The sequence below is a fragment of the Flagellimonas olearia genome (assembly GCF_004150225.1).
In the GTDB taxonomy this organism is placed as follows: domain Bacteria; phylum Bacteroidota; class Bacteroidia; order Flavobacteriales; family Flavobacteriaceae; genus Flagellimonas; species Flagellimonas olearia.
Genome location: NZ_ML142915.1, coordinates 1 through 21,106, shown reverse-complemented (window position 1 = coordinate 21,106; position 21,106 = coordinate 1). Strand labels below are relative to the sequence as shown.

Sequence of the window (21,106 nt, the reverse complement as noted above, 5' to 3'; positions counted from 1 at the left end):
GCATTTTGGCATGCACCCAACTATCTTTTGGTCAAAATGATGCCAATTCCACTGCTACCATACAGACTATTTTTGATGAATTCATGACCTACAGGCATGAAAACAAAATAGATAAGGCACTCGAAACCCTAGATCAAGCCGCCAAAATTGCCGAAGAAAATGAAGATGCTAAATTATTGTTGGATACTTACCATCAATATTCCCGATTGTTCTTGGAAGAAGGGGACAGGGAAACGGCCATTTTCTATTGGGACAGAGCCAGTATCCTTTTAAAAGACATTTCCTATTCCTATGGACAGGCTTTTCATCTTTATGTGGATGCAGCCCTCCTATTTGATGAAGGCAATAACTTCCAATCCTTAAAGTCATTGGAAGAATCACGGATGCTGAGCAACAACAGGAACCTAAGCAACAATATTCTGCTTCTGGAGGCCAGTATCTTCACCAATATTGAAAAGTATGACAACGCCATAAAGAACCTTCATGCCCTTATTGTAAATTCCGATGATAAGGAAAGGGCCTTTTTGGCAACCAGGGCCAATCTCCAATTGGCCAAGATCAGCGTTAAATTGAACGATATGGATGAAGGCATTGTCCATTCCAAAGCTGCACTGGAACTTGCCAAAAAACATGGCTTCGCCAAAGAAATACGGACCGCCAATGAAGAACTGTCCAGTATCTATGAAGTCACAGGGCAATTCAATGAAGCCTTAAAGTACAACAAGGCCTTGGAACAAATCAAAGATTCCGTTTTTACCATTGAAAAGGTCAAATTGGATGCAAAAACCGCTGATAAGATTCGGTTTGAACACCAAATGAACGAGATCAACAAGCTTACCGCAAAGAATGAGGAACTCAGCGAATCCAAAAACCGTTCGGAGATAACCGCCATACTTACCTCGGCCTTTTTGACCATCATCTCATTGCTTGCCGTATCCCTTTTTAGGAACAACCAAATCAAGCTTAAGACCAATGACCTTCTCTACACCAAGAACAAGGAACTGGAGTTGGCCAGGGATGCAGCGGTATCTGCCATGGAAGCCAAAACCAACTTTCTTTCAACCGTTACCCATGAACTGCGGACACCTTTATACGCGGTCACAGGGCTAACCCACCTATTGTTGGAGGAAAACCCTGCCGACCATCAGAAAGAACATTTAAAATCATTGAAGTTCTCCGGTGAGTATCTACTGAACTTCATCAATGACATTCTTCAGATCAACAAAATAGATGCGGACAAACTAGAGCCGTTGAGCATTGAGTTTAAACTGCAAAAGGTACTTACCGATGTGGTGGAGTCCCTTCAACAGAATGCCCATGAGAACAAGACCAAACTTGTCCTTGATTATGACTCTGCCATTCCGCAACAACTGCTGGGAGACCCCATAAAACTGTCCCAAGTCTTTATGAACTTGGTGGGCAATGCGCTTAAGTTCACCAAAAATGGAAAGGTAGAGGTCATCGCCAAGCTATTGCAAAAAGAAGACGATCAAGTACGACTCTATTTTGAAGTAAGGGATAATGGTATTGGAATCTCCGAGGAGCAACAGAAAAACATTTTTGAAAGTTTTGAACAAGGTTCCATCCAAATCAATAGGGAATATGGAGGTACGGGTCTTGGCCTCACCATTGTAAAAAGTCTGCTTGGACTATTTGGAAGTACCATCCATTTAGAGAGTGAGATCGATCATGGAAGCTCCTTCTTCTTTGAAATGGAACTGAAGTGCGATTCGAAAGCCTTGGAGAGTGTTGCCTTTGAACTTGACCCAGAGGAATTTGATTTTAAAGGTTTGCATATCCTGATCGTTGAGGACAACAAAATCAATCAGGTCATCACCAAAAAAATGCTGACCAAGAAAGAAATTACCTGCGATATTGCCAACAATGGTAACGAAGCCATTGACCTGGCCAAGGCCAATGACTATGATGCCATCTTAATGGATATCCATATGCCCGGAATCAGCGGGGAGGAAGCTACCCGTCAAATCCGTAAGTTCGACCAAGGGACACCCATCATTGCCTTGACGGCCATTTCACTGGACGATAGCTTGGACAGTTTCTATCAGGCCGGCTGCAACGATGTGGTCACCAAACCTTTTAAACCAGAGGTCTTCTATCAAAAAATTGGGGAGAATATCTTCAAAAACAAAATGGAAGGCTTGGTCTAGAGCAACCCTTTGACCGCTTTTTCCAACAAAGCCCTGTCTTCGGAATCAAAACTATGGGCCACTTCCAAATAATATAAATTTTCCACACGCCCTTCCAGTCGTACATAATCCTTTTCAGTGGTCAGGATCAGTTCAAAATCCTTGAACGTGTTAATTTCATCATTCGTAAAATGATGGTGATCTCCAAACTCAAAATGTTCAAAAAATAGTCCTTTAGTCGTGAGGTACTTCACCAGCGGTCCGGGAGACGCTATCCCTGTGACCAATGCCAATCGCTTTCCCTTTAAAGCATCAAGGGCCAAGCCATCCCCACTTTTTTGTTTGACTTGATCATCATACGTCAAGGATGAAAACAACACATTTTGATGGGGCAGCGGCCTTAATTTCCTTGAAATGGCACGTCGTTCGTCCTTGGACAACACCTCTGGACATTTGGTGACAATGATCATGTCAGCTCGCTTGTATTCCCGTTTACCATCCCTAAGATTGCCGGTAGGCAAATACCAATCATCCACGAACAAATTGTCATGGGCCGAAAGCAAAATGGAATACTTGGGTTTTACACGTCTGTGCTGAAAGGCATCATCCAACAAAACCACTTGGGGCTCTACTCGGGATTCCAGCTGAGCCATCCCATTTCTTCTGTCCGCATCAACCGCAACGGATACCTTTGGAAATTTTTGATGTATCTGGAAAGGCTCATCTCCTAAATCTAATACCGAACTATTGGAATCTGCCAACAAAAACCCTTTGGAAGTTCGTTTGTACCCCCTACTCAACACCGCCACCTTATGCCCTTCCAATACTCGGATAAGATATTCAATCATAGGGGTTTTTCCGGTGCCACCCACACTCAAGTTACCCACACAAATGGTCGGGGTGCGATACGATTTGGAAGCAAACACCCCAATGTTGTACAGAAAATTGCGAACATGCACCACCAAGGCATAGACCAAAGAAAAAGGAAACGCTATTTTGCGCAGCAATTGCACCATGGGACGAAAATATAATATTTTATCTTTAGCCTACTTAACAAATGTGAAATGACCGTACAGGATATAACAAAAATATTGGAGGAACTGGCCCCTTTGCCCCATGCAGAGGGTTTTGACAATGTAGGATTGTTGGTGGGAGACCCCAACATGCCCGTGAAGGGGGTCTTGGTAACCTTGGACACCTTGGAAAATGTGGTGGACGAGGCCATTGAAAAAAAGCACAACCTCATCGTTAGTTTCCACCCCATAATTTTTAGTGGATTAAAGAAGCTCACAGGTCGCACCTATGTGGAACGGGTGGTGATAAAGGCCATAGCCAACAACATTGCCATATACAGTATGCATACAGCCTTGGACAATAGTCCTATGGGGGTAAATGCCAAGATTTGTGAGGTTTTGGGCATTCAAAATCCTAAAATCCTTATCCCCAAAACCGGTTCCATCCGAAAATTGACCACCTACGCCCCATTGGAAGATGCCGAAAAGGTAAAATCAGCCCTTTTTAAAGCCGGTGCGGGAGAAATCGGCAAATACAGCAATTGCAGTTTCAGTACAGAAGGGGTGGGCAGTTTTAAAGCCGGAACAAGTGCCAGTCCCAGTGTTGGCGAGGTTGGGGAACTACATTTGGAAAAAGAAGTACAGATCAACGTCATTTATTCCTTTGAAAAGGAAAGCCACCTTCTAAAGGCTCTTTTCGCGGCACATCCCTATGAAGAAGTGGCCTATGAAATTGTGGCCTTGGAGAACACCAACCAAGATTTGGGCATGGGCATGGTGGGCGAGCTCCAAACCGAAATGGAAGAGCAAGCCTTTTTAAAACAGTTGAAAAAGACCATGAATGCCTCTGTTGTGCGGCATTCGCAACTCTTGGGAAAAAAGGTGAAAAAAGTGGCTGTTTTGGGCGGAAGTGGTGCTTTTGCCATAAGTGCGGCCAAAAAGGCCAAGGCCGATGTTTTCATTACTTCGGACCTAAAATACCATCAATTTTATGAAGCTGAAGGGCAACTTGTCATCGCAGATATTGGGCACTTTGAAACTGAGCAGTTTACAAAAGATTTATTGGTTGATTATCTTACGAAAAAAATTCCTAATTTTGCAGTCTCTTTATCGGAGAGTATAACGAATCCCATCAAGTATTTATAATTTATGGCGAACAAAAAAGAAAGCACCGTGGAAGAAAAGTTGAGAGCACTGTATGATTTACAGCTCATCGATTCCAGGGTTGACGAGATACGCAATGTAAGGGGCGAGTTGCCTTTGGAAGTACAGGACTTGGAAGACGAGGTCCTTGGCCTTAAAACCCGTATGGACAAGCTCAAGACCGATGTGGAAACCATCAACTTTGAGATCACTGCCAAGAAAAACCTTATCGAGGAAGCCAAAACCTTGATCAAAAAATACGCCGAACAACAGAAGAATGTTCGCAACAGCCGTGAATTCAACTCGTTGAGCAAGGAAGTGGAGTTCCAGGAATTGGAAATTCAATTGGCCGAAAAGAACATCAAGGAGTTCAAGGCGCAAATTGAACAGAAGAAGGAAGTTGTTGCCGACACCAAGGAAAAATTAAGCGAGCGTGAAGGTCACCTAAAACACAAAAAAGGTGAGTTGGACGCCATTTTGGCCGAAACGGAAAAAGAGGAAAAAGCCCTATTGAAGAAATCCGAGGAATACGAGGATAAAATCGAGGACCGCTTGATCCAAGCCTACAAAAGAATTCGACACAACGTTAAGAACGGTCTTGCCGTGGTTCCCGTGGAGCGTGGTGCTTCCGGAGGGTCTTTCTTTACCATTCCACCGCAGGTGCAGGTAGAGATTGCTTCCCGAAAGAAAATCATCACCGATGAGCACAGTGGACGAATCTTGGTAGACCCCTTGTTGGCCGAAGAAGAGCAGGATAGAATGCAAGCGCTTTTTGCCAAACTATAGCAACTGCACTGCATAAAAACATAAGCCACCTTTTAGGTGGCTTTTTTTTTGTGTTATTCGGAATGAGCAAAGTGATTGGAAAATCTCTTAAAAATAGATTTCTCCCATTCGGTCTAAATGATAACTAAATCTGATTATCCAATAATCCAATAATCATTTCCTCCACTCCTGTGGAATCCCATTTCTCCTCGATATTGGGCATCTGCATTACCTCTTTCATGATAGCTTCTTGCCTATCCCCAATGGCCAAGGCCTCCGCATAAGGCCGGTCCGAGAAGGTCACCCGGCTATAGACCGGGACCCATTTATCAGGATGTTTTGAGGCAAACCACTTTTCAATCTTTTTCTGCAACAAAAATTTGGGATTGGCCGTCTTACTACTCATTTCCACAAAATTTCGGTAACTGAGTTCCGCGATGGCATCCGCATTAGGCTTTCGGGTCTTTTGGTATTCAGAGAAAATCACGTCCCAATCATCTCCATGGGTTTCCATAAGCTCGTTGAGTTCATAAATATCCTCGAAACCAGCGTTCATGCCCTGTCCGTAAAAAGGCACAATAGCATGGGCAGAATCCCCCACCAAGGCCACTTTGTTCCAATAGGTCCACGGATAGCACTTCATCGTAACCATGGCACTGGTAGGATTTTTGAAAAAGTCCTGGGACAGGTTTTCAATCTCATTTTTTACATTGGGAAAATATTCCTTGAAAAATGCCTTGGCTTCTTCCGGTGTCGTAATCTTCTCAAAAGACACCTCTCCCTCGAAAGGTAAAAAGAGGGTACAGGTAAAACTACCATCAATATTGGGCATGGCTATAAGCATAAACTTGCCCCTAGGCCAAATGTGAAAGGAGTTTTTATCCAGTTTATGGGTCCCATCCGCATTGGCCGGGATGGTCAGTTCCTTATAGCCCACATCCAAAAAATCCTGGGAGTAATCAAATCTACTGCGGCGTTGCATTTTATGGCGTACCCGTGAAAAGGCCCCATCACAACCAAAAATAAGGTCGTACTGGTATTCCTTCCATTCACTCTTCTCCGATTCCCCAGTATAGATCTTGGCTTCTGGGAGGTTTACATCCCATACTTTCTCATTGAACCGAAACTCTGCACCGGCCTCTTCGGCCAGATCAATCATACGTTTATTAAGGATACCTCTGGAAATGGACCAAATGGCCTCCCCATCTTTCCCATACTTTTGGAAATAGACCGGCTTATCATTCACATGCATGGCCCGCTTGTCCAACGGAATGGCTATTTCCTTGATGGAATCTTCCAATCCCACTTTCTGCAAGGATCGCCACCCCCTATTGCTCATGGCCAGATTAATGGACCTTCCTGAGAACTCAATGGTCCTAATATCCGGTCTTCTATCAAAAACTGTTATGGAATGGCCTTTTTTTCGAAGGTAAATAGCCAAAAGCGAACCCACCAATCCAGAACCGATGATGGCTATATTTTTTGAAGTCTGTGTCATAAATGCCCGCTGGGCCCATTGTAGTTAGACTTCAAAAATACGGAATTTAACACGTTTTCCTTTAAAAGGGAGGTACCTTATAATCCCATACAGTGGACAACCTTAAAACAACAAAACCAATTTTTAACACTTCCTTAAAAACTTTTGGTACCACTCTTGCCGTATATATATTGAATATTCCGCTTAGGCGTCCATATATATGCAAAAAGTCCTTCACAAAAAGTTGCGAAGGACTTTTTTCCTTTTGATATGTTTGTCCTACTCTAGGATTCCATCCACAATGCCGTATTCCACGGACTCTTCGGCGCCCATCCAATAATCGCGATCAAAATCTTTCATCACTTTTTCGAATGACTGGCCACAGTTGTCTGCCAAAATTTGGGCACCCAACTCCTTGGTCTTTATAATTTCCTTGGCCTGGATCTCTATATTGGAAGCTTGTCCCCTGGCACCTCCACTGGGTTGGTGGATCATTACCCGCGCATGAGGCTGAATGAACCTTCTTCCCTTCTCCCCTACTGAAAGTAGAATGGAGCCCATGGACGCCGCCAAACCGGAACATACCGTAGATACCGGACTTTTTATCTGTTTGATGGTATCATAGATTGCAAAACCCGAGGTCACGTAGCCTCCAGGGCTATTGATGATCAATTGGATTTCCTTATTGTTCTGCAAATCCAGATAGAGCAAGCGGTCTATGACATGTTTCGCCGAATCATCATCCACCATGCCCCATAAAAACACTTTACGCTCTTCCAGTAATTTTTCTTGGATCAATTCTTGAACCTTTCCTTTTTTTGAACTCATTTTTTATGTCTTGAAAGTTTCAAAAATAATCAAATTCCAAGGAAGTTGAGGTCAAATGACTTTACATTCTCCCAATTGCTGTTTTAGGACTTTATTTCAACCTTTTGCGACACCACATCTTTGATTGGAATCACAAATTTTCCATTCTTGGTCACCAAGGTCAAACTGTTGTTCTCTATGGCCTCAATAACACCACTGTCCTCCCCAATAACGACCTTATCCCCAACAGCATAGTTTTTACGGGTATAGAAAGACCGTAAAAGATCAGCCACAATTTCCCGAGACCCAAGACCAAGCCCTAGCGCAAAGGCCAATAGAAAAGACCCCATGATCAAGGTAATATTATTGGTAATGATGGTAGTATCCACCCCAGCTTGGTTCAAAGCAGTAATCGACATGAAAATGACAATTACATAGAACATAAGCCCACTTATGATTTTACCTCCCCCAAACTCGAATGATTCGAACAGATTTTTAATGGCATTTTTCACTATGCTGCCCAAATACAGTCCAATGGTAAACAATACCAAAGCCGTGAACAATCTGGGCAAATAACGCAACAGGTTGCCAATTTCGGTAGAGATGATCCCCCAATCCAGGATATCGGCGGCCACAATAAAAAAGACCAACAGCAACAACCATTTTACAAACCCAAGGGTAATCTTGACGATATCGATTTTAAACTTACCATTACCCAAAAGGTCCATTTCATTGATACGCTCACTTAAGGCATCCATTTTGGCCAATTTCAAAATCTTGCCCAAAATAAAAAGTACGATCTTAATGATCAACCATCCCAAAATAAGAATGGCAATGGCCCCCACAATCTTGGGAAGGGCAGCACCGATATTCTTCCCCATTGAAGAAAGTGAGTCCAAAGTAACATTCTTCCAATTACTTAGTGTTTCCATACATATAGCTTTATAGTGTTCTTCTTAGTATTCTTCTTAGTGTTCTCCCAGTGTCCTGAACAATTTTCGCAAAGCACTTCCAATATTAATGGAAAACAGGGATGCCATGTCCATGATCAACTTTGCCGCAGCAATGTCGTTCATCACCTTCTTCTTCATTCCTGGCGGTGCCTCCTTAAGGGAGGCCTCCAGTTGCTTAAACGGATTCCTTTCTTTCTTTGCCATCTATTGCAGGGTATTGTAGATTTCCAATAGTTTTTCCTTTGCTCGCTTCAACCGCATCTTTACCGCACTTTCCCCGATCTCCATAATACCCACAAGGTCCTTGATAGATGCTCCGTCCTGATATTTCAACAGCATAATTGATTTATCCTCTGGCGCAATAAGCTCCAAGGCTTTCTTGAGCTTGTCGGCCTTCATTTCATAGAGACTTTCATCCGGGACCTCTTCGGAAAGTTTATACTCTGTATCTTCCACGGGAATGGATTGATCTCTTATCTTCCGTTGTTTGTTCCGGTTGACGTAATTGACACAAAAGTTGTAGGTGAAGGAATATAACCATGTTGAAAATTTAGATTTTCCCTTAAACATCTTCAATTTAATGAAGAGCTGTAAAAAAACATCCTGGGTCAAGTCTTCTGCCTCATCATCCGAGTTGGCAAATCCATAGCATTTGTTGTATACCATTTTTGCATAGCGATCGTACAACCTCTCAAATAACAAAGGGTCGTTGCTCGCCACAATACGCTTCACTAATTCCTCATCAGATAGATGGGCATAATGGTCTTCCGTTTCCAAATATTCCTTGTCGGGGTTACTTATAAGTATTAGAAACAGCTTTTTGAAAAAAGTCACACCCAGGTTATTTAGTTTTACGTCGACCTATCCAATCGATCCTTATCAAAAAATGGGGCGCAAGATAAGTTAAAAACATGGTATATTTGATTAAAAACCAGACATGAAGACTCTATCCCTACTCAGCATTTTTGTTTTGGCCATTTTCATAGGCTGCAAGACCGAACCCAAAACGCCAAGCACTGTTGAAGCCACCCCAGAAAAAAGCATTCCCGAGTTGATTGCCGATGCGCATGGGTTGGCCAACTGGAAATCGGTTAACCAAATTGATTTCACCTTCAATGTGGATAGGGACAGTACTCATTTTGAACGCAGTTGGGTCTGGAAAACCAAGGAGAATGAGGTCACCGCTATATCTGGGACCGACACCTTGACCTATAATCGAAAATCCATGGACAGTATTGCCCAAAAGACCAATGGGGGTTTTATCAATGATAAATACTGGCTACTGGCTCCGTTTAATCTTGTATGGGATGCCGGCAACTATTCTTTTGGACATTCCATGAGTGAAAAAGCCCCCATAAGTGGGGAAAACATGCAAAAATTGACCATTGTGTATGGCAATGATGGCGGATACACTCCTGGAGATGCCTATGATTTTTATTTCAAGGACGATTATATCGTCCGCGAGTGGACCTATCGAAAAGCCAATCAAGAAGAACCTTCACTTACTACTACTTGGGAAGATTATACCGAAATCAATGGTATTCAAATATCAAGAAGCCACAAAAAGGCCGATGGTAGTTTCCATCTCTATTTCTCGCAATTGAAAGTGCAGTAATTGAACTCCCTATTTCCGGGTTTTATGGAGGAAAAATGTAATTCCCAATACGAGTAGTACGCAGGCCAATAACACATAAAAGCTATGCACCAAAGAGGCCTGCTCTGCCAAAAAACCTAAAATCACAGGCCCGACCAAGAAACCCGAATACCCTGTCCCTGCAATAAAGGAAACGCCTTGTGCGGAATCTACCCCTTTTACATTGCCCCCAATCCTGAACAGTTCGGGAACCATTACCGAAAACCCAAGACCATTGAAAGCAAAACCAACAATGGCAGGTATCGTTTGTCCTGAAAGTACCAGCGCATATCCACCAATGGCCACCAAGGCTCCCAAACCAAGAATCTTAACCGACCCTATCCGGGCACTGATACCATCCCCCAAAAAGCGTCCGAGGGTCATTGCCGTGGAAAACGCCAAAAAACCTGAACCGATTAGCATCTCCGGGGCCAAAGTGACCTCTTTCAGGTAAAGGCCACTCCAATCTATGATGGCGCCTTCGCTTCCCATGGAAACAAAGCCTATGATGCCCAACAACAATAGAGGCTTGAACAATTTTAGACTGAAAGGCTCCTTTTCCACTGGGGCAGCTACAATGTGGATGTAGTTTTTATAGAAAATCAAATTCACTATCAAGACCACTGTCACCGTAAGACCCATGTGAAGGACAGGGTTTCCAATAATTGGGATGAGAAAACTCCCCAAGCCCACCAATATTCCGCCCAAGCTGAAGAACCCATGGGCTGCAGACATGAAATTTTTCTTATCCTCTTTCTCAATTTCGGTCACCAAGGTGTTCATGGAGATATCTGTAAATCCAGTGCAGGACCCAAAAACAAAAAGACTTCCCATTAAAATCGGATAGCTGGGAGCCATCAAGGGCAACATGGCCGCAAAGCTTGTACAGAGTACCCCTACCCAAGTGGCTTTTCCAACACCCAATCGGTTAATGATCTTGGATGCCATGGGAAAAATGGTGAAAACCCCAAGGGACAAGCAAAATAAGGCAATGCCCAAATCAGCTTTATCTATACCCAGTTTTTCCTTTACGGTAGGTATATAAATGGCCCACGTACCAAACCAAATATTAAGACTGGTAAAAACCCAGGCTGGGGCAAAATACCTAGGGTTAGAAAAAATAAGTGCGAGTGATTTCATAGAATATAGTCCCTACAAATTAAACAATCCTAATCCTAATTGACTTGCCTATATTATTCCAATACTAAAATGATTTATTCCCAAATGAATATTATGTTTCTAGTTTTTGGTAATTTTACTTTATGAAGCCCATATTGGAATCCATCAATGTTGCCGTAGACACCTCCTTAAAAATTGAATCCTATGCCAATGAAAACCATTGTGCATCTGCAGGTTGGCATGTCCACCCTGAATATGAAATGGTTTATGTAAAGAATGGTTCAGGAATATTACGCATTGGTTCACAAAAGAAAGCCTATTCCAACGGTGTTTTGGTTTTTTTGGGAGGAAACATTCCCCATGCCGATTTTGGCAATAGAGATCATGTGGACAACCTAGAGATCGTAATCCAATTCAAAAAAGAGTTTCTGGAGGAGAAACTCAAGATTTTTCCCGAGTTGGGCAAAATCAATGCCCTAATTCGAAAATCGAAACAGGGCTTGGTCTTTGGTCCAGAGGTCCACAATAGGCTTGGGCCCGATTTTGAACGGTTCGGGGATTTGGACCATCAAGGCAAATTGATCAACCTACTCTCTATATTGAACCACTTGTCCCGGGAGACTTCTTATGAACCTTTATTTGATAATTTTGCCTTGGACAACTTCAAAAAAGATGACATCAAAAGATTGGAGGAAATCTTTGAATATGTGAACGAGCACTATTCAGGCACCATTTCCGTAGTTGAAATTTCGACCCAGTTGGGCCTTACCTCAAATTCGTTCTGCAGATTCTTTAAAAAAATGACCCAACGTACCTTTATCGACTTTGTGAATGAGTTCCGAATCAATAAAGCCTTGGAATTTTTCAATACCAACAACACTTTGATCACCGAGGTCATGTACCAATCCGGGTTCAATGATCCTTCCTATTTTTCCCGACAGTTTAAAAAATATCAGGGTACTACGCCTTCCACCTATTTAAAAAGGAAATATGGCAACCTACTTTTGCAGGATACCCTGCTTTAAAATCTGGCCAAAATTGTACATGTCCACAAAGGAGCAATAAAAAGGAGCAGGTGCCAATCTGATCACATTGGGTTCCCGCCAATCCGTGATCACTCCATTTTTCATTAAATAATCAAACAGGGATCTACCTTCCCCATGCAGAAAAACGGAAAGCTGACAGCCTCGATCCTTAGGGGTAATGATTTCAAAAGAGCTTTCTACCTGCTTATCAATCTCATGAAGGACAAACTCCAAATAAGCCACTATTTTCCGTTGCTTTTCAATCAGGGCGTCCATACCCACCTCATCAAAAAGTTCCAAAGAAGCCAAATAAGGGGCCAATGACAATATGGGCGGGTTGCTCAACTGCCATGCATCCGCAGAGGCCATCGGGTCGAACTCAGGTTCCATTAAAAAACGGGTCTCTTTTTTGTTGCCCCACCAACCCTCAAAACGCGGAATATCTTTTTGACCCAGATACTGTTCGTTAACAAAAATACCGGAAGCATTCCCCGGACCACTGTTCATGTATTTATAACTGCACCAAGCCGCGAAGTCGGCGCCCCAATCGTGCAATTGGAGTTTCACATTGCCCACACCATGTGCCAAGTCCCATCCCACAAAGGCACCAGCGGACTTTCCGGCCTGTGTTATGGCCTTCATGTCCAATACCTGCCCGTTGTAGTAGTTGACTCCACCCATCAGGACCAGTGCAAGTTCATCTCCTACTTCTTCAATGGTCTGCAGAATATCCTCGGTTCTCCAAGAATGTTCCCCCTCCCTTTTTTTTACCTCGACAATGGCATCTTTGGGATCCAGACCGTGAAACCTCACTTGACTTTGCAGCATGTACTGGTCGGAGGGAAAGGCTTTTTCCTCACAAATAATCTTGAATCGTTTTGCCGTGGGTCGGTAAAAGGAAACCATCAACAAATGTAGGTTCACGGTAAGGGTATTCATGACCGAAACTTCTGCCGGTTTTGCCCCCACTACTTTGGAAAGGCCTTCGGTCAATCGCTCATGATAGTCCCACCAGGGTTTATCGGCATAAAAATGCCCTTCCACGGCGAGCTCTCGCCAATCCTTCATTACCTCATCCACGTACTTCTGCGAACGTTTGGGCTGCAATCCCAAAGAATTACCCGTAAAGTAAATGACATCCTTCCCATTTACCTGCGGATAATGAAATTCTTCCCTGTAGCTGGAAAGTGTATCCTCCGCATCCAATTGTTGGGCAAATTCCAAGGTGTTCTTAAAGGTCATACTATGCTTTTAATTGGTTTCAAAAATACAACTTGTCATACGATTTACTTTTATTGATTATTCCAAACGCATTTCTATGATGTGCTTTTTAAAACCCACTTTTTCATAAGCCTTAATGGCCGGAAAGTTATCATTGTAGACCGTAAGCCTAATTTCCTTGAATCCTTTCTCCAAGGACCAAGACTTTAAGGCCTCCACAATCTTGGCGTTGATACCCATACCACGGTACTCATCATCAGTATACATAAAACCCAAATAGGCATAGTATTCATGATCCAAATAATGTCTTGCCCTTTTGGGAATGGCATAGCCCGAAGCCACCACCTTTTCATCCACTTCGGCTACCACTACGGAGGCTTCTTGGTCCAAAATCATGGCCTTGAGGTCATAATAACTGATAGGGTCTTCCTTGAGGGTAACATCAAAAGGGCGTTCCGCTTTTATGATTTCCTGTTCAAACTCCAAGAGCACAGGTAAATCCTCCAAATGGGCATTCCTGATCTGTATATTTTTCATTGACATGGTTTCCTTTTGCTAAACTGGTATTTCAATGTAGTTCTTTCTCTATTTTTGCAAAAATAAAAACATGCATTTTCTTTCTTCCACACTTGAAAATTATCTGATCAACAGTTCCGAGGACGAACCGGCCCTTTTGGCGGAACTCTCCCGGGAAACCCACTTGAAGGTGGTCCGCCCCCGCATGATCACCGGACATTTTCAAGGACGGGTGTTAAGTTTACTGTCCAAAATCATTGCGCCAAAAAATGTTTTGGAGATTGGAACCTATACGGGGTATTCAGCGCTATGCTTGGCCGAGGGCCTTCAAAAAGATGGTCAATTGCATACCATTGAAGTCAATGAGGAACTGCACGATATGCAACGCAGGTATTTTGATAGGAGTGATTACGCTTCCCAAATCATACAACATACGGGTGATGCACTCGATATCATCCCTAAACTCGACCTTACTTTTGACCTCATCTTCATAGATGCCTTTAAGGTGGAGTATGATGCTTACTTTGAAGCCGTTATACAAAAAACCAAACCGGGTAGTGTCATTCTTTCGGACAATGTACTTTGGTCTGGAAAAGTAGTGGAACCTCTTGAGCCGTCCGACAAGGCCACGGCATCACTTCTTGCCTATAACGAAAAACTGAAGAACGACCCCAGAGTGGAAACGGTATTGTTGCCCATCAGGGATGGACTTACCCTGTGTAGGGTGAAATAAATCTTTGGTACAGTCTATAAAAAAGCACTCCTGACAACAATCCTACCAACATCCCTACAATAATATCGATGGGATAATGCACACCCACATAAATACGGCTCATGGTAAAAAGAATCGGCCAAACAAAAAACAAATAGGCCCATTTCACTTTTTTCCTCAAAAAAAGAAATACCAATAGGGTCAGGGAAAATGAGCTTGAGGCATGCCCAGAGAAAAAACTATAATCGGTTGGGCTTTTTAGAATCCGTATAAGTAAATTGATTTCCTCAGTGTTGTTCGGCCTCAAACGGGCGACGGAAATCTTGGTCCAATGGGTAATGGCCGTGATAAAAAGCGCCAACCCCAAAACGGTCAATAATTTATAAAAGGCTTCGCGCTTCGAAAATTTGCGGAACAACAGAAAGATAAAGAGAATAAAGAGTGGCGTCCAAGTCCAGAAATTGGTGACAACGGTCCAAAAACCGTCATATTTTTCAATACCCAGCCCATTGAGATAGATAAAGGTGTCCCGATCCCACTCCAGAAGCCGCTCCAACATGGATTACTTGGTTCCCCTTTTGATGGAGCCCGTTACTTCATCCACATTTTTCTTGACCTCGTTGAGTTCATTCCTAATATCCTTGGTAAAATCGGTATCTATGCCTTGGCTTTCGGCACTTTTCTGGATTTCACGCTTAATGTCGTCCGTAGCATCCCGCAGCTGACGCATTCCCTTACCAAGCCCCTTGGCTATTCCAGGGATTTTATCGGCACCAAAGACCATCACCACTATAAATAGGATGAAAAAAATCTCTCCTCCGCTAATGAATAGAAAATACATGCAACAAATATAATCAGAAGTTGTTGGGAAAATAAAAAAAGCCCCGTGAAATCACGAGGCTCTTTCAAGAGTTTTGTATTATTTTCCTTTGATGTTCTCCTTGAACTTGTCAAAATCGGATTTTTCGTCCTTCATGGGCCATGCATTATTGGTGGTATCAATGTCCGCGGTTTCCAATTTAGGATCTACCACGATCCCCACCAATTCTTTTTGTGAGGAAATGACCCTTTTTACTTCGGTATCATTCTTTCTCCATATTTCTGGGGGATAGGTCACATTTTCCTTGGTACCATCGGCATAGGTATACTCCACGATCAAAGGCATGGGTATGCCTCCCGGCTTATCAAAAGTGATTTCGTAGAAATATTTGGGCTCCTCGACCTTCGCCCTATCGGCTTCGGTCATGTTGTCCATCATAAACTCTTTTAGGTTCTGCGAAGTTTCTGAGGGAGCCTTACCTTTCAATTCGGGCATAAAGTCCTCGCTATCTTCTTCGGCCAAATATACCAAGGGCGGCAAATCGGCTTCGGTAATATTCCTATCCGCCATGTACTTTTTCATTTCCGCTGTTGGTTCGCTGCTCACATAGTACTTCTTGACGCCTTTTACACCTATATCAACATAATCGGTGGTATAGAACCAGCTTCTCCAGAACCAATCCAAATCCACTGCGGAAGCGTCTTCCATGGTACGGAAGAAATCCTCTGGGGTAGGATGTTTGAACATCCAACGCTGTGCATAGGTCTTGAACGCATGATCGAACAACTCCCTGCCCATTACGGTCTCCCTTAAAATATTCAATGCCGTGGCCGGTTTGCCATAAGCATTGGGACCCAATTGGTATACGTTCTCCGGATTGGACATGATGGGGGAAATAGTGCTCTGATCTCCGCTCATGTAGGGTACAATATCGGCAGGATTTCCTCTTCGTGATGGGTAATTTTCGTTGGGGGAAATGACACTTGGATTGTTTCTTCCAAATTCCTGCTCGGCCAAATACTGCATAAAGGTATCCAGACCTTCATCCATCCATCCCCACTGACGCTCATCGGAATTTACAATCATTGGGAAAAAGTTATGGCCCACTTCGTGAATGATCACACTGATCATCCCAAACTTGGTCCTATCGGAATACGTACCGTCCTCGTTGGGGCGACCATAATTCCAACAGATCATGGGATACTCCATCCCTTGGTTCTTGGCATGCACCGAAATGGCCTTATGATAGGGATAATCAAACGTATGTTGTGAATAGGTCTTTAGGGTCTGCACCACAGCTTTGGTGGACATATCTTCCCAAAGCGGGTTTCCTTCCTTGGGATATAGGGAAACGGCCATTACGTCCTTTCCGCCAATATTTACGGCCTGCATATCCCAAATGAATTTACGGGATGTGGCAAACGCATAATCCCTGACATTGGTGGCCTTGAACTTCCAGGTCTTGGTATCAGTGGCAAAACCTTTCTCAGCAGCTTCCGCCTCGGCCTGGTTCACAATGATCACAGGTTTATCGTATGATTTTTTGGCTTCTTTATAGCGCTTCATCATTTCTTTGGAGAACACCTCATCGCGATTCTGCAATTCACCAGTGGCATCCAAAACGTGATCGGAGGGTACGGTAATGTTCACCTCATAATTTCCAAAGGGTAGTGCAAACTCTCCACTTCCCCAGAACTGATGGTTCTGCCAGCCTTCCACATCGCTGTAGACTGCCATTCTTGGAAAAAACTGTGCTATGACATAGGCACGGTTACCGTCTTTCTCAAAATACTCAAATCCGGAACGTGCCCTGCTTATGGTATGATCGGGTACATTGTACCACCATTTTATGGAGAAGGAAATTTTTTCCCCACTTTTCAAGGGTTGTGGAATGTTCAACCGCATCATGGTCTGATTGATGGTATAGGACAACGGTTTTCCACTGGCGTCCTTTACATACTCAATGTTGAAACCTCCATCAAACGGTTCATTGATATAGGTTTCGGCAAAATTTCCGGCCGTATAGGCGATGTTTACCCCATTACCGTTGCGTAGTGGAGACTTTGAGTCCTTGGCCCGTACGTTTTGATCTAACTGCACCCATAGAAATTCCAAATCTTCGGGAGCATTGTTGTGATAGGTAATGGTCTCCTCGCCATGGATACGTGCATTTTTGTCATCCAATTTCACATCAATGACATAGTCGGCTTGCTGCTGGTAATAATCTGGGCCCGGTGCCCCAGATGCAGCCCTATAGCTATTTGGAGTGGAAAACTCCTCGTACAACTGTTTAAATTTACTTTGGTTATAATGACCGGGTTGTCGCTCTTGCTTCACCTCTCCTTCTTCCTGTGCCGATAGGGTCACGGCACCAAAAAGAAACAAGAAAGAAGCAACACAATACTTGACTTTGTTCATTTTTAATTTGATTTTAAAACGGTGAAAAATAGCGTATTTTAACCAATTCTTAACAATACGTTATAAGTTTAACATTCCTTTATTATTTTCCTTGATGAGCACAAAACTCTTTTTGTGTCCCTTCCATTTGATATGGACCACATTTTGTTGTTCATCGAAAAGATCGGTAAGGATTTCATTTTGTACGGAAAGTGTTTTTAGCTCGTCAAAATTGGCTTGGGCCACCTCTAAATAGCAGATGACCACATCATTGTCGTAACGTTTGCCCAAAAAGGTATAGGGAGTTGGCTTTCCATCGAGTTCGAGGACAAACTTGGCCCTGAAATATTTTTCAATGTATTCATCCGAAACCTTGGCTTCGTTGGGAGTGGACAATTTGGCCTTGATGCCGTAGCGTTCCTCCAACAATTTCTCCATATCATCAATAAAAATGCGACTGGTGATCTGTAGGGCATCCTCTGTTTCGGAATACACCACATTGGTAACGCTAACGTAGAATTTATGTGCGGATGCGAAGGACAAAAGAAGTACGGCAGTAAAAAGCAGTACCGCTCTTTTTGTAATTCTCATTTTCATCATATGTAATATTTGACTCAAAACTTTGGGGTGTGTTACAGTATTAGGTCAATTTCTATGCCAAAGGATGCGAAAAAACCTAGTCCAAATTGTTGTTTTTCCTATACATCCTACTCTTTTGGACCATAAAATCCCAGATTTTGAGTTTATCGTGCGAATCTACGGTTTTTTGGAAAGCTTCATCTACTTCACAGAAATACATAAAGTCGTCAATCTTTTCCATGGGAATCTTTAACGTGACCACAAAAAGCGAGTCCACATAAAAATCCTGGACCCTTTGGGTCCTCGCATAGGCTCCATCCAACTTTACCCTTTCCTTCAACATCTTGGTGCGACCGGTTATGGCATTAATTATCGGGTTTATTCCTACTTTTAAAGGTTGACTAAGTGAATACATCCCTGCTGATGCCTCCTGTAATTTCCGTTCGCTTTGGGTGGGTATTTTTTGGTGTGCATTGGGCAGTCCCAAGGCTTCGGCGCTTACGTCTTTCTCCAAGGTGAGTTTATCCAAATCCTGATTTAGATCACCGGAAAGGTCATACGGTCTTACTACTACTTCCTTCAGTTCATTCACAAACTCATCCAAGGGAACCATGACAAAACTGGTTTGGTAGAGCACTTCAGTTATGGGGAGTACCTTTCTTTGGTACTGAACCGCGGAAAACACCAAGGTATCGTTCCGCTGCACCGTAATGGAAAAGTTCCCATCCATATCGGTGATCACGGCCTGTTCCGAGTTGATGTTCTGGACCACTACCCCGGCCACATCACCCCCTTGGCTGGTTACCCTACCCAAAAGGGATTTAGAAGGCCCGTCTTGCGCTTGGACCGAAATTGCCATAAGGCATCCGAGTGCCAGAAGGAATCTTTTCATTCGTCATCCATGGTGGCCAAATAGGCCTTGCTCTGGGTTACCAAAAAATCGATAAGTTGAAATTCATTTTCCTTGCGCAACAGGGTCTGTGATGGGATTTTATCATCACAATACAATAAAAAGTCATCTATCTTATCCTGGGGCAATCGTAGGTCGGCCACAAAAAACTCATCGTCATAGACATGCCTAAGCACCTCACTGACCTTGAGCGGTGCTCTTTGCTGCCCTTCGGCCTGTTGGGCCTTGAACAGGGCCTTGAAGATGTTCACAAAGTTCAATCCGTCCCGCATACCGCGAACGCTTCGGGATTCCGCAACGTTCTCTACTTCGGTACTACGGTCTATCTCGTAATTATACTCCTTAAAGTCATCATTTTTCACTTCCAGGAAACGTTCTTGGTCCTCAGGGGTCACGACCACCTCATCCAACTCCCGTACTTTTTCGTTCACCTCCACCACCAAGCGATTGTTCTGTAGAATTTCAGCTGTAATGGTAATGACTTCCAACTGGTAATTGATTGCCGTGAAAACCAACTGGTCCCCAGCCTGCACCGAAATGGCAAACTCACCATCCTCATTGGTGATGGTGGCCATTCCCGTGGTGGAATTGATGACATTCTCATTGGGCACATTGGTATTCCTGTAAAGTACTTTTCCCCTCAAAATCTGGCGGTTATCCTGTGCCATGGACAGCCCGGAAAGGAGCATTGAGAACAGGATGACAATTGCATTTTTCATAAAACATATTTAACCCAAGTTAAAGAAAACCCTTGAAGACGATATAAAAAAATAAAGCCGTTCTAAACTTTTGTTAATTCTATCACAGGTTTTTCGGGAAAAAGCATGCCCGTTCACCCTTGAACTTCGTATTTTGACGGGAAATGTTCCCATAATCCGATCATAGGTTTAGTTTTGTAGTTTCCGTTTGGAAACCTCAAATACGAATACTGTGAAAACGCATATCCTCTACTTGGTCATTGGCCTACTCATGATCAACACCCTTAGTGGTCAGGTAAAAATTGGTAACAATCCGCAGACCTTGCACCCAGCCTCCGTACTGGAATTGGAAAGCAGCACCCGTGCCTTGGTCATCACCAGGGTCACCACTGGCGAGATGAACAACATCAACCCTTTAGCTGGTGCCTTGGTGTACAATACCGACGAAGATTGCCTTCACTATTATAATGGAACGGAATGGATCAATATCTGCGAAGCCTTGGACAATTCCTTCACCGTAAGCACCTTGGCCCTGTACAATGTTACGTCACGGGACAGCACAGTGGTCATTACCCAAGAGGATACGCCCGATGGCATCAATTACAATTATGAGGTCAACAAGATTGGAAGTGACAACATCACCAATTTCTCCGTTCTCAATTCCCATATTGCCGTAGAGACCATTACCAACGATAAAATACAAAACGGCACCATAACCAATGCCAAATTGGACAAATTGTCCATTCCCCTTAGTGGGTTTGGCACGCCCTTGACCGACGTGAGCATGGGGAATGCCGCCAAGCTTACCAATTTACAAAACCCAACAGCCCCACAGGATGCTGCTACAAAAAGTTATGTGGACAATCTAGCGGATGACGATATTACGGGTGTGACCTTTAACACCACCACCAACCAGATAACGGTTACCGAAGGCGCCACCAGTTTTTCTGCCAATCTTTCATCGCTGGAAGAGAGTGCGGATATTACTGCCAATACCGCCAATATAACCGCCAACACCACCGCGATCAATAATCATATTGCTGCGGATGGGGATTTGAGTGATACTAACGAAATACAGAACATAGAGGAAGTGCTCGCCGATGGAAACGATGCCAACGGGGCCGTTATCACAGGACTTGGAACACCGACCGCGGCCACCGATGCCGCGACC

At 43.5% G+C, this 21,106-nt stretch carries 21 protein-coding genes and 1 pseudogene; 7 read left to right on the top strand and 15 right to left on the bottom strand.

Going from position 1 to position 21,106, the window contains the following annotated elements:
* The first annotated feature begins 5 nt into the window (after positions 1 to 5).
* A complete protein-coding gene (locus tag DN53_RS16705; RefSeq protein ID WP_242502212.1) occupies positions 6 to 2,168 on the top strand; it encodes a hybrid sensor histidine kinase/response regulator in 2,163 nt (720 codons plus the stop codon).
* Here the strand turns inward: DN53_RS16705 and lpxK are convergent.
* Positions 2,165 to 3,163, bottom strand: coding sequence for a tetraacyldisaccharide 4'-kinase (lpxK, locus tag DN53_RS16700; protein ID WP_129656074.1), 999 nt, complete (start codon positions 3,161 to 3,163; stop codon positions 2,165 to 2,167). The genes DN53_RS16705 and lpxK overlap by 4 nt on opposite strands.
* Before the next feature lie 48 nt (positions 3,164 to 3,211).
* On the opposite strand from lpxK, the gene DN53_RS16695 reads away from it, so the two are divergent.
* Positions 3,212 to 4,306 carry a Nif3-like dinuclear metal center hexameric protein gene (locus DN53_RS16695; protein WP_129656073.1) on the top strand — a complete coding sequence of 365 codons (1,095 nt, stop codon included), beginning with the start codon at positions 3,212 to 3,214 and terminating at the stop codon, positions 4,304 to 4,306.
* 3 nt (positions 4,307 to 4,309) lie between these two features.
* The gene (locus tag DN53_RS16690) at positions 4,310 to 5,089 is read left to right on the top strand and encodes a zinc ribbon domain-containing protein (protein WP_129656072.1); all 780 of its coding nucleotides are present in this window, start codon (positions 4,310 to 4,312) and stop codon (positions 5,087 to 5,089) included.
* Positions 5,090 to 5,213: 124 nt separating this feature from the next.
* On the opposite strand, the gene DN53_RS16685 is transcribed toward DN53_RS16690, so the two are convergent.
* The 5 genes from DN53_RS16685 to DN53_RS16665 all read right to left on the bottom strand — a co-directional run bounded on the left by DN53_RS16685 (position 5,214) and on the right by DN53_RS16665 (position 9,139).
* Positions 5,214 to 6,566: an FAD-dependent oxidoreductase gene (locus DN53_RS16685; RefSeq protein WP_129656071.1), complete on the bottom strand. Its 1,353-nt coding sequence runs from the start codon at positions 6,564 to 6,566 to the stop codon at positions 5,214 to 5,216.
* A 258-nt stretch (positions 6,567 to 6,824) separates the two neighbouring features.
* Positions 6,825 to 7,373, bottom strand: a complete 549-nt coding sequence (locus DN53_RS16680; RefSeq protein ID WP_129656070.1) for a ClpP family protease — start codon at positions 7,371 to 7,373, stop codon at positions 6,825 to 6,827.
* 83 nt (positions 7,374 to 7,456) lie between these two features.
* Positions 7,457 to 8,284, bottom strand: coding sequence for a mechanosensitive ion channel family protein (locus DN53_RS16675; RefSeq protein WP_129656069.1), 828 nt, complete (start codon positions 8,282 to 8,284; stop codon positions 7,457 to 7,459).
* A gap of 36 nt (positions 8,285 to 8,320) precedes the next feature.
* Entirely contained in the window at positions 8,321 to 8,509 is a 189-nt protein-coding gene (locus DN53_RS16670; RefSeq protein WP_129656068.1) for a hypothetical protein, read from the bottom strand.
* Positions 8,510 to 9,139: an RNA polymerase sigma factor gene (locus DN53_RS16665; protein WP_129656067.1), complete on the bottom strand. Its 630-nt coding sequence runs from the start codon at positions 9,137 to 9,139 to the stop codon at positions 8,510 to 8,512.
* A gap of 103 nt (positions 9,140 to 9,242) precedes the next feature.
* On the opposite strand from DN53_RS16665, the gene DN53_RS16660 reads away from it, so the two are divergent.
* Entirely contained in the window at positions 9,243 to 9,920 is a 678-nt protein-coding gene (locus DN53_RS16660) for a hypothetical protein (RefSeq protein ID WP_129656066.1), read from the top strand.
* A 9-nt stretch (positions 9,921 to 9,929) separates the two neighbouring features.
* Here the strand turns inward: DN53_RS16660 and DN53_RS16655 are convergent, their stop codons facing one another.
* Positions 9,930 to 11,078, bottom strand: coding sequence for an MFS transporter (locus DN53_RS16655; protein WP_129656065.1), 1,149 nt, complete (start codon positions 11,076 to 11,078; stop codon positions 9,930 to 9,932).
* 122 nt (positions 11,079 to 11,200) lie between these two features.
* Between DN53_RS16655 and DN53_RS16650 the strand changes: the two genes are divergently transcribed.
* Complete coding sequence (locus DN53_RS16650) at positions 11,201 to 12,082, top strand: AraC family transcriptional regulator (protein ID WP_129656064.1); 882 nt, start codon at positions 11,201 to 11,203, stop codon at positions 12,080 to 12,082.
* On the opposite strand, the gene kynU is transcribed toward DN53_RS16650, so the two are convergent.
* Both kynU and DN53_RS16640 read right to left on the bottom strand, forming a co-directional pair.
* Entirely contained in the window at positions 12,056 to 13,324 is a 1,269-nt protein-coding gene (gene kynU, locus DN53_RS16645) for a kynureninase (protein WP_129656063.1), read from the bottom strand. The two genes, DN53_RS16650 and kynU, sit on opposite strands and share 27 nt — an antisense overlap.
* A 57-nt stretch (positions 13,325 to 13,381) precedes the next feature.
* Positions 13,382 to 13,840 carry a GNAT family N-acetyltransferase gene (locus DN53_RS16640; RefSeq protein ID WP_129656062.1) on the bottom strand — a complete coding sequence of 153 codons (459 nt, stop codon included), beginning with the start codon at positions 13,838 to 13,840 and terminating at the stop codon, positions 13,382 to 13,384.
* Positions 13,841 to 13,910: 70 nt separating this feature from the next.
* Here DN53_RS16640 and DN53_RS16635 point away from each other — a divergent pair, with 70 nt between their 5' ends.
* Complete coding sequence (locus DN53_RS16635; protein ID WP_129656061.1) at positions 13,911 to 14,552, top strand: O-methyltransferase; 642 nt, start codon at positions 13,911 to 13,913, stop codon at positions 14,550 to 14,552.
* On the opposite strand, the gene DN53_RS16630 is transcribed toward DN53_RS16635, so the two are convergent.
* The 6 genes from DN53_RS16630 to DN53_RS16605 all read right to left on the bottom strand — a co-directional run bounded on the left by DN53_RS16630 (position 14,530) and on the right by DN53_RS16605 (position 19,956).
* Positions 14,530 to 15,090, bottom strand: coding sequence for a phosphatase PAP2 family protein (locus tag DN53_RS16630; protein WP_129656060.1), 561 nt, complete (start codon positions 15,088 to 15,090; stop codon positions 14,530 to 14,532). The two genes, DN53_RS16635 and DN53_RS16630, sit on opposite strands and share 23 nt — an antisense overlap.
* 3 nt (positions 15,091 to 15,093) lie before the next feature.
* Positions 15,094 to 15,372: a Sec-independent protein translocase subunit TatA/TatB gene (locus DN53_RS16625; protein WP_116217461.1), complete on the bottom strand. Its 279-nt coding sequence runs from the start codon at positions 15,370 to 15,372 to the stop codon at positions 15,094 to 15,096.
* A 78-nt stretch (positions 15,373 to 15,450) separates the two neighbouring features.
* Positions 15,451 to 17,769 carry a M1 family metallopeptidase gene (locus DN53_RS16620; RefSeq protein ID WP_129656059.1) on the bottom strand — a complete coding sequence of 773 codons (2,319 nt, stop codon included), beginning with the start codon at positions 17,767 to 17,769 and terminating at the stop codon, positions 15,451 to 15,453.
* Between the two features lie 60 nt (positions 17,770 to 17,829).
* Entirely contained in the window at positions 17,830 to 18,339 is a 510-nt protein-coding gene (locus tag DN53_RS16615; protein ID WP_242502210.1) for a DUF6702 family protein, read from the bottom strand.
* Positions 18,340 to 18,424: 85 nt separating this feature from the next.
* Positions 18,425 to 19,219, bottom strand: a complete 795-nt coding sequence (locus DN53_RS16610; protein WP_129656057.1) for a carboxypeptidase-like regulatory domain-containing protein — start codon at positions 19,217 to 19,219, stop codon at positions 18,425 to 18,427.
* Positions 19,216 to 19,956 carry a carboxypeptidase-like regulatory domain-containing protein gene (locus tag DN53_RS16605; protein ID WP_129656056.1) on the bottom strand — a complete coding sequence of 247 codons (741 nt, stop codon included), beginning with the start codon at positions 19,954 to 19,956 and terminating at the stop codon, positions 19,216 to 19,218. The genes DN53_RS16610 and DN53_RS16605 overlap by 4 nt, the downstream gene beginning before the upstream one ends.
* A 211-nt stretch (positions 19,957 to 20,167) precedes the next feature.
* Between DN53_RS16605 and DN53_RS16600 the strand changes: the two are divergent.
* Positions 20,168 to 21,106 (top strand): annotated as a pseudogene (locus DN53_RS16600) (hypothetical protein); the annotation flags it as partial.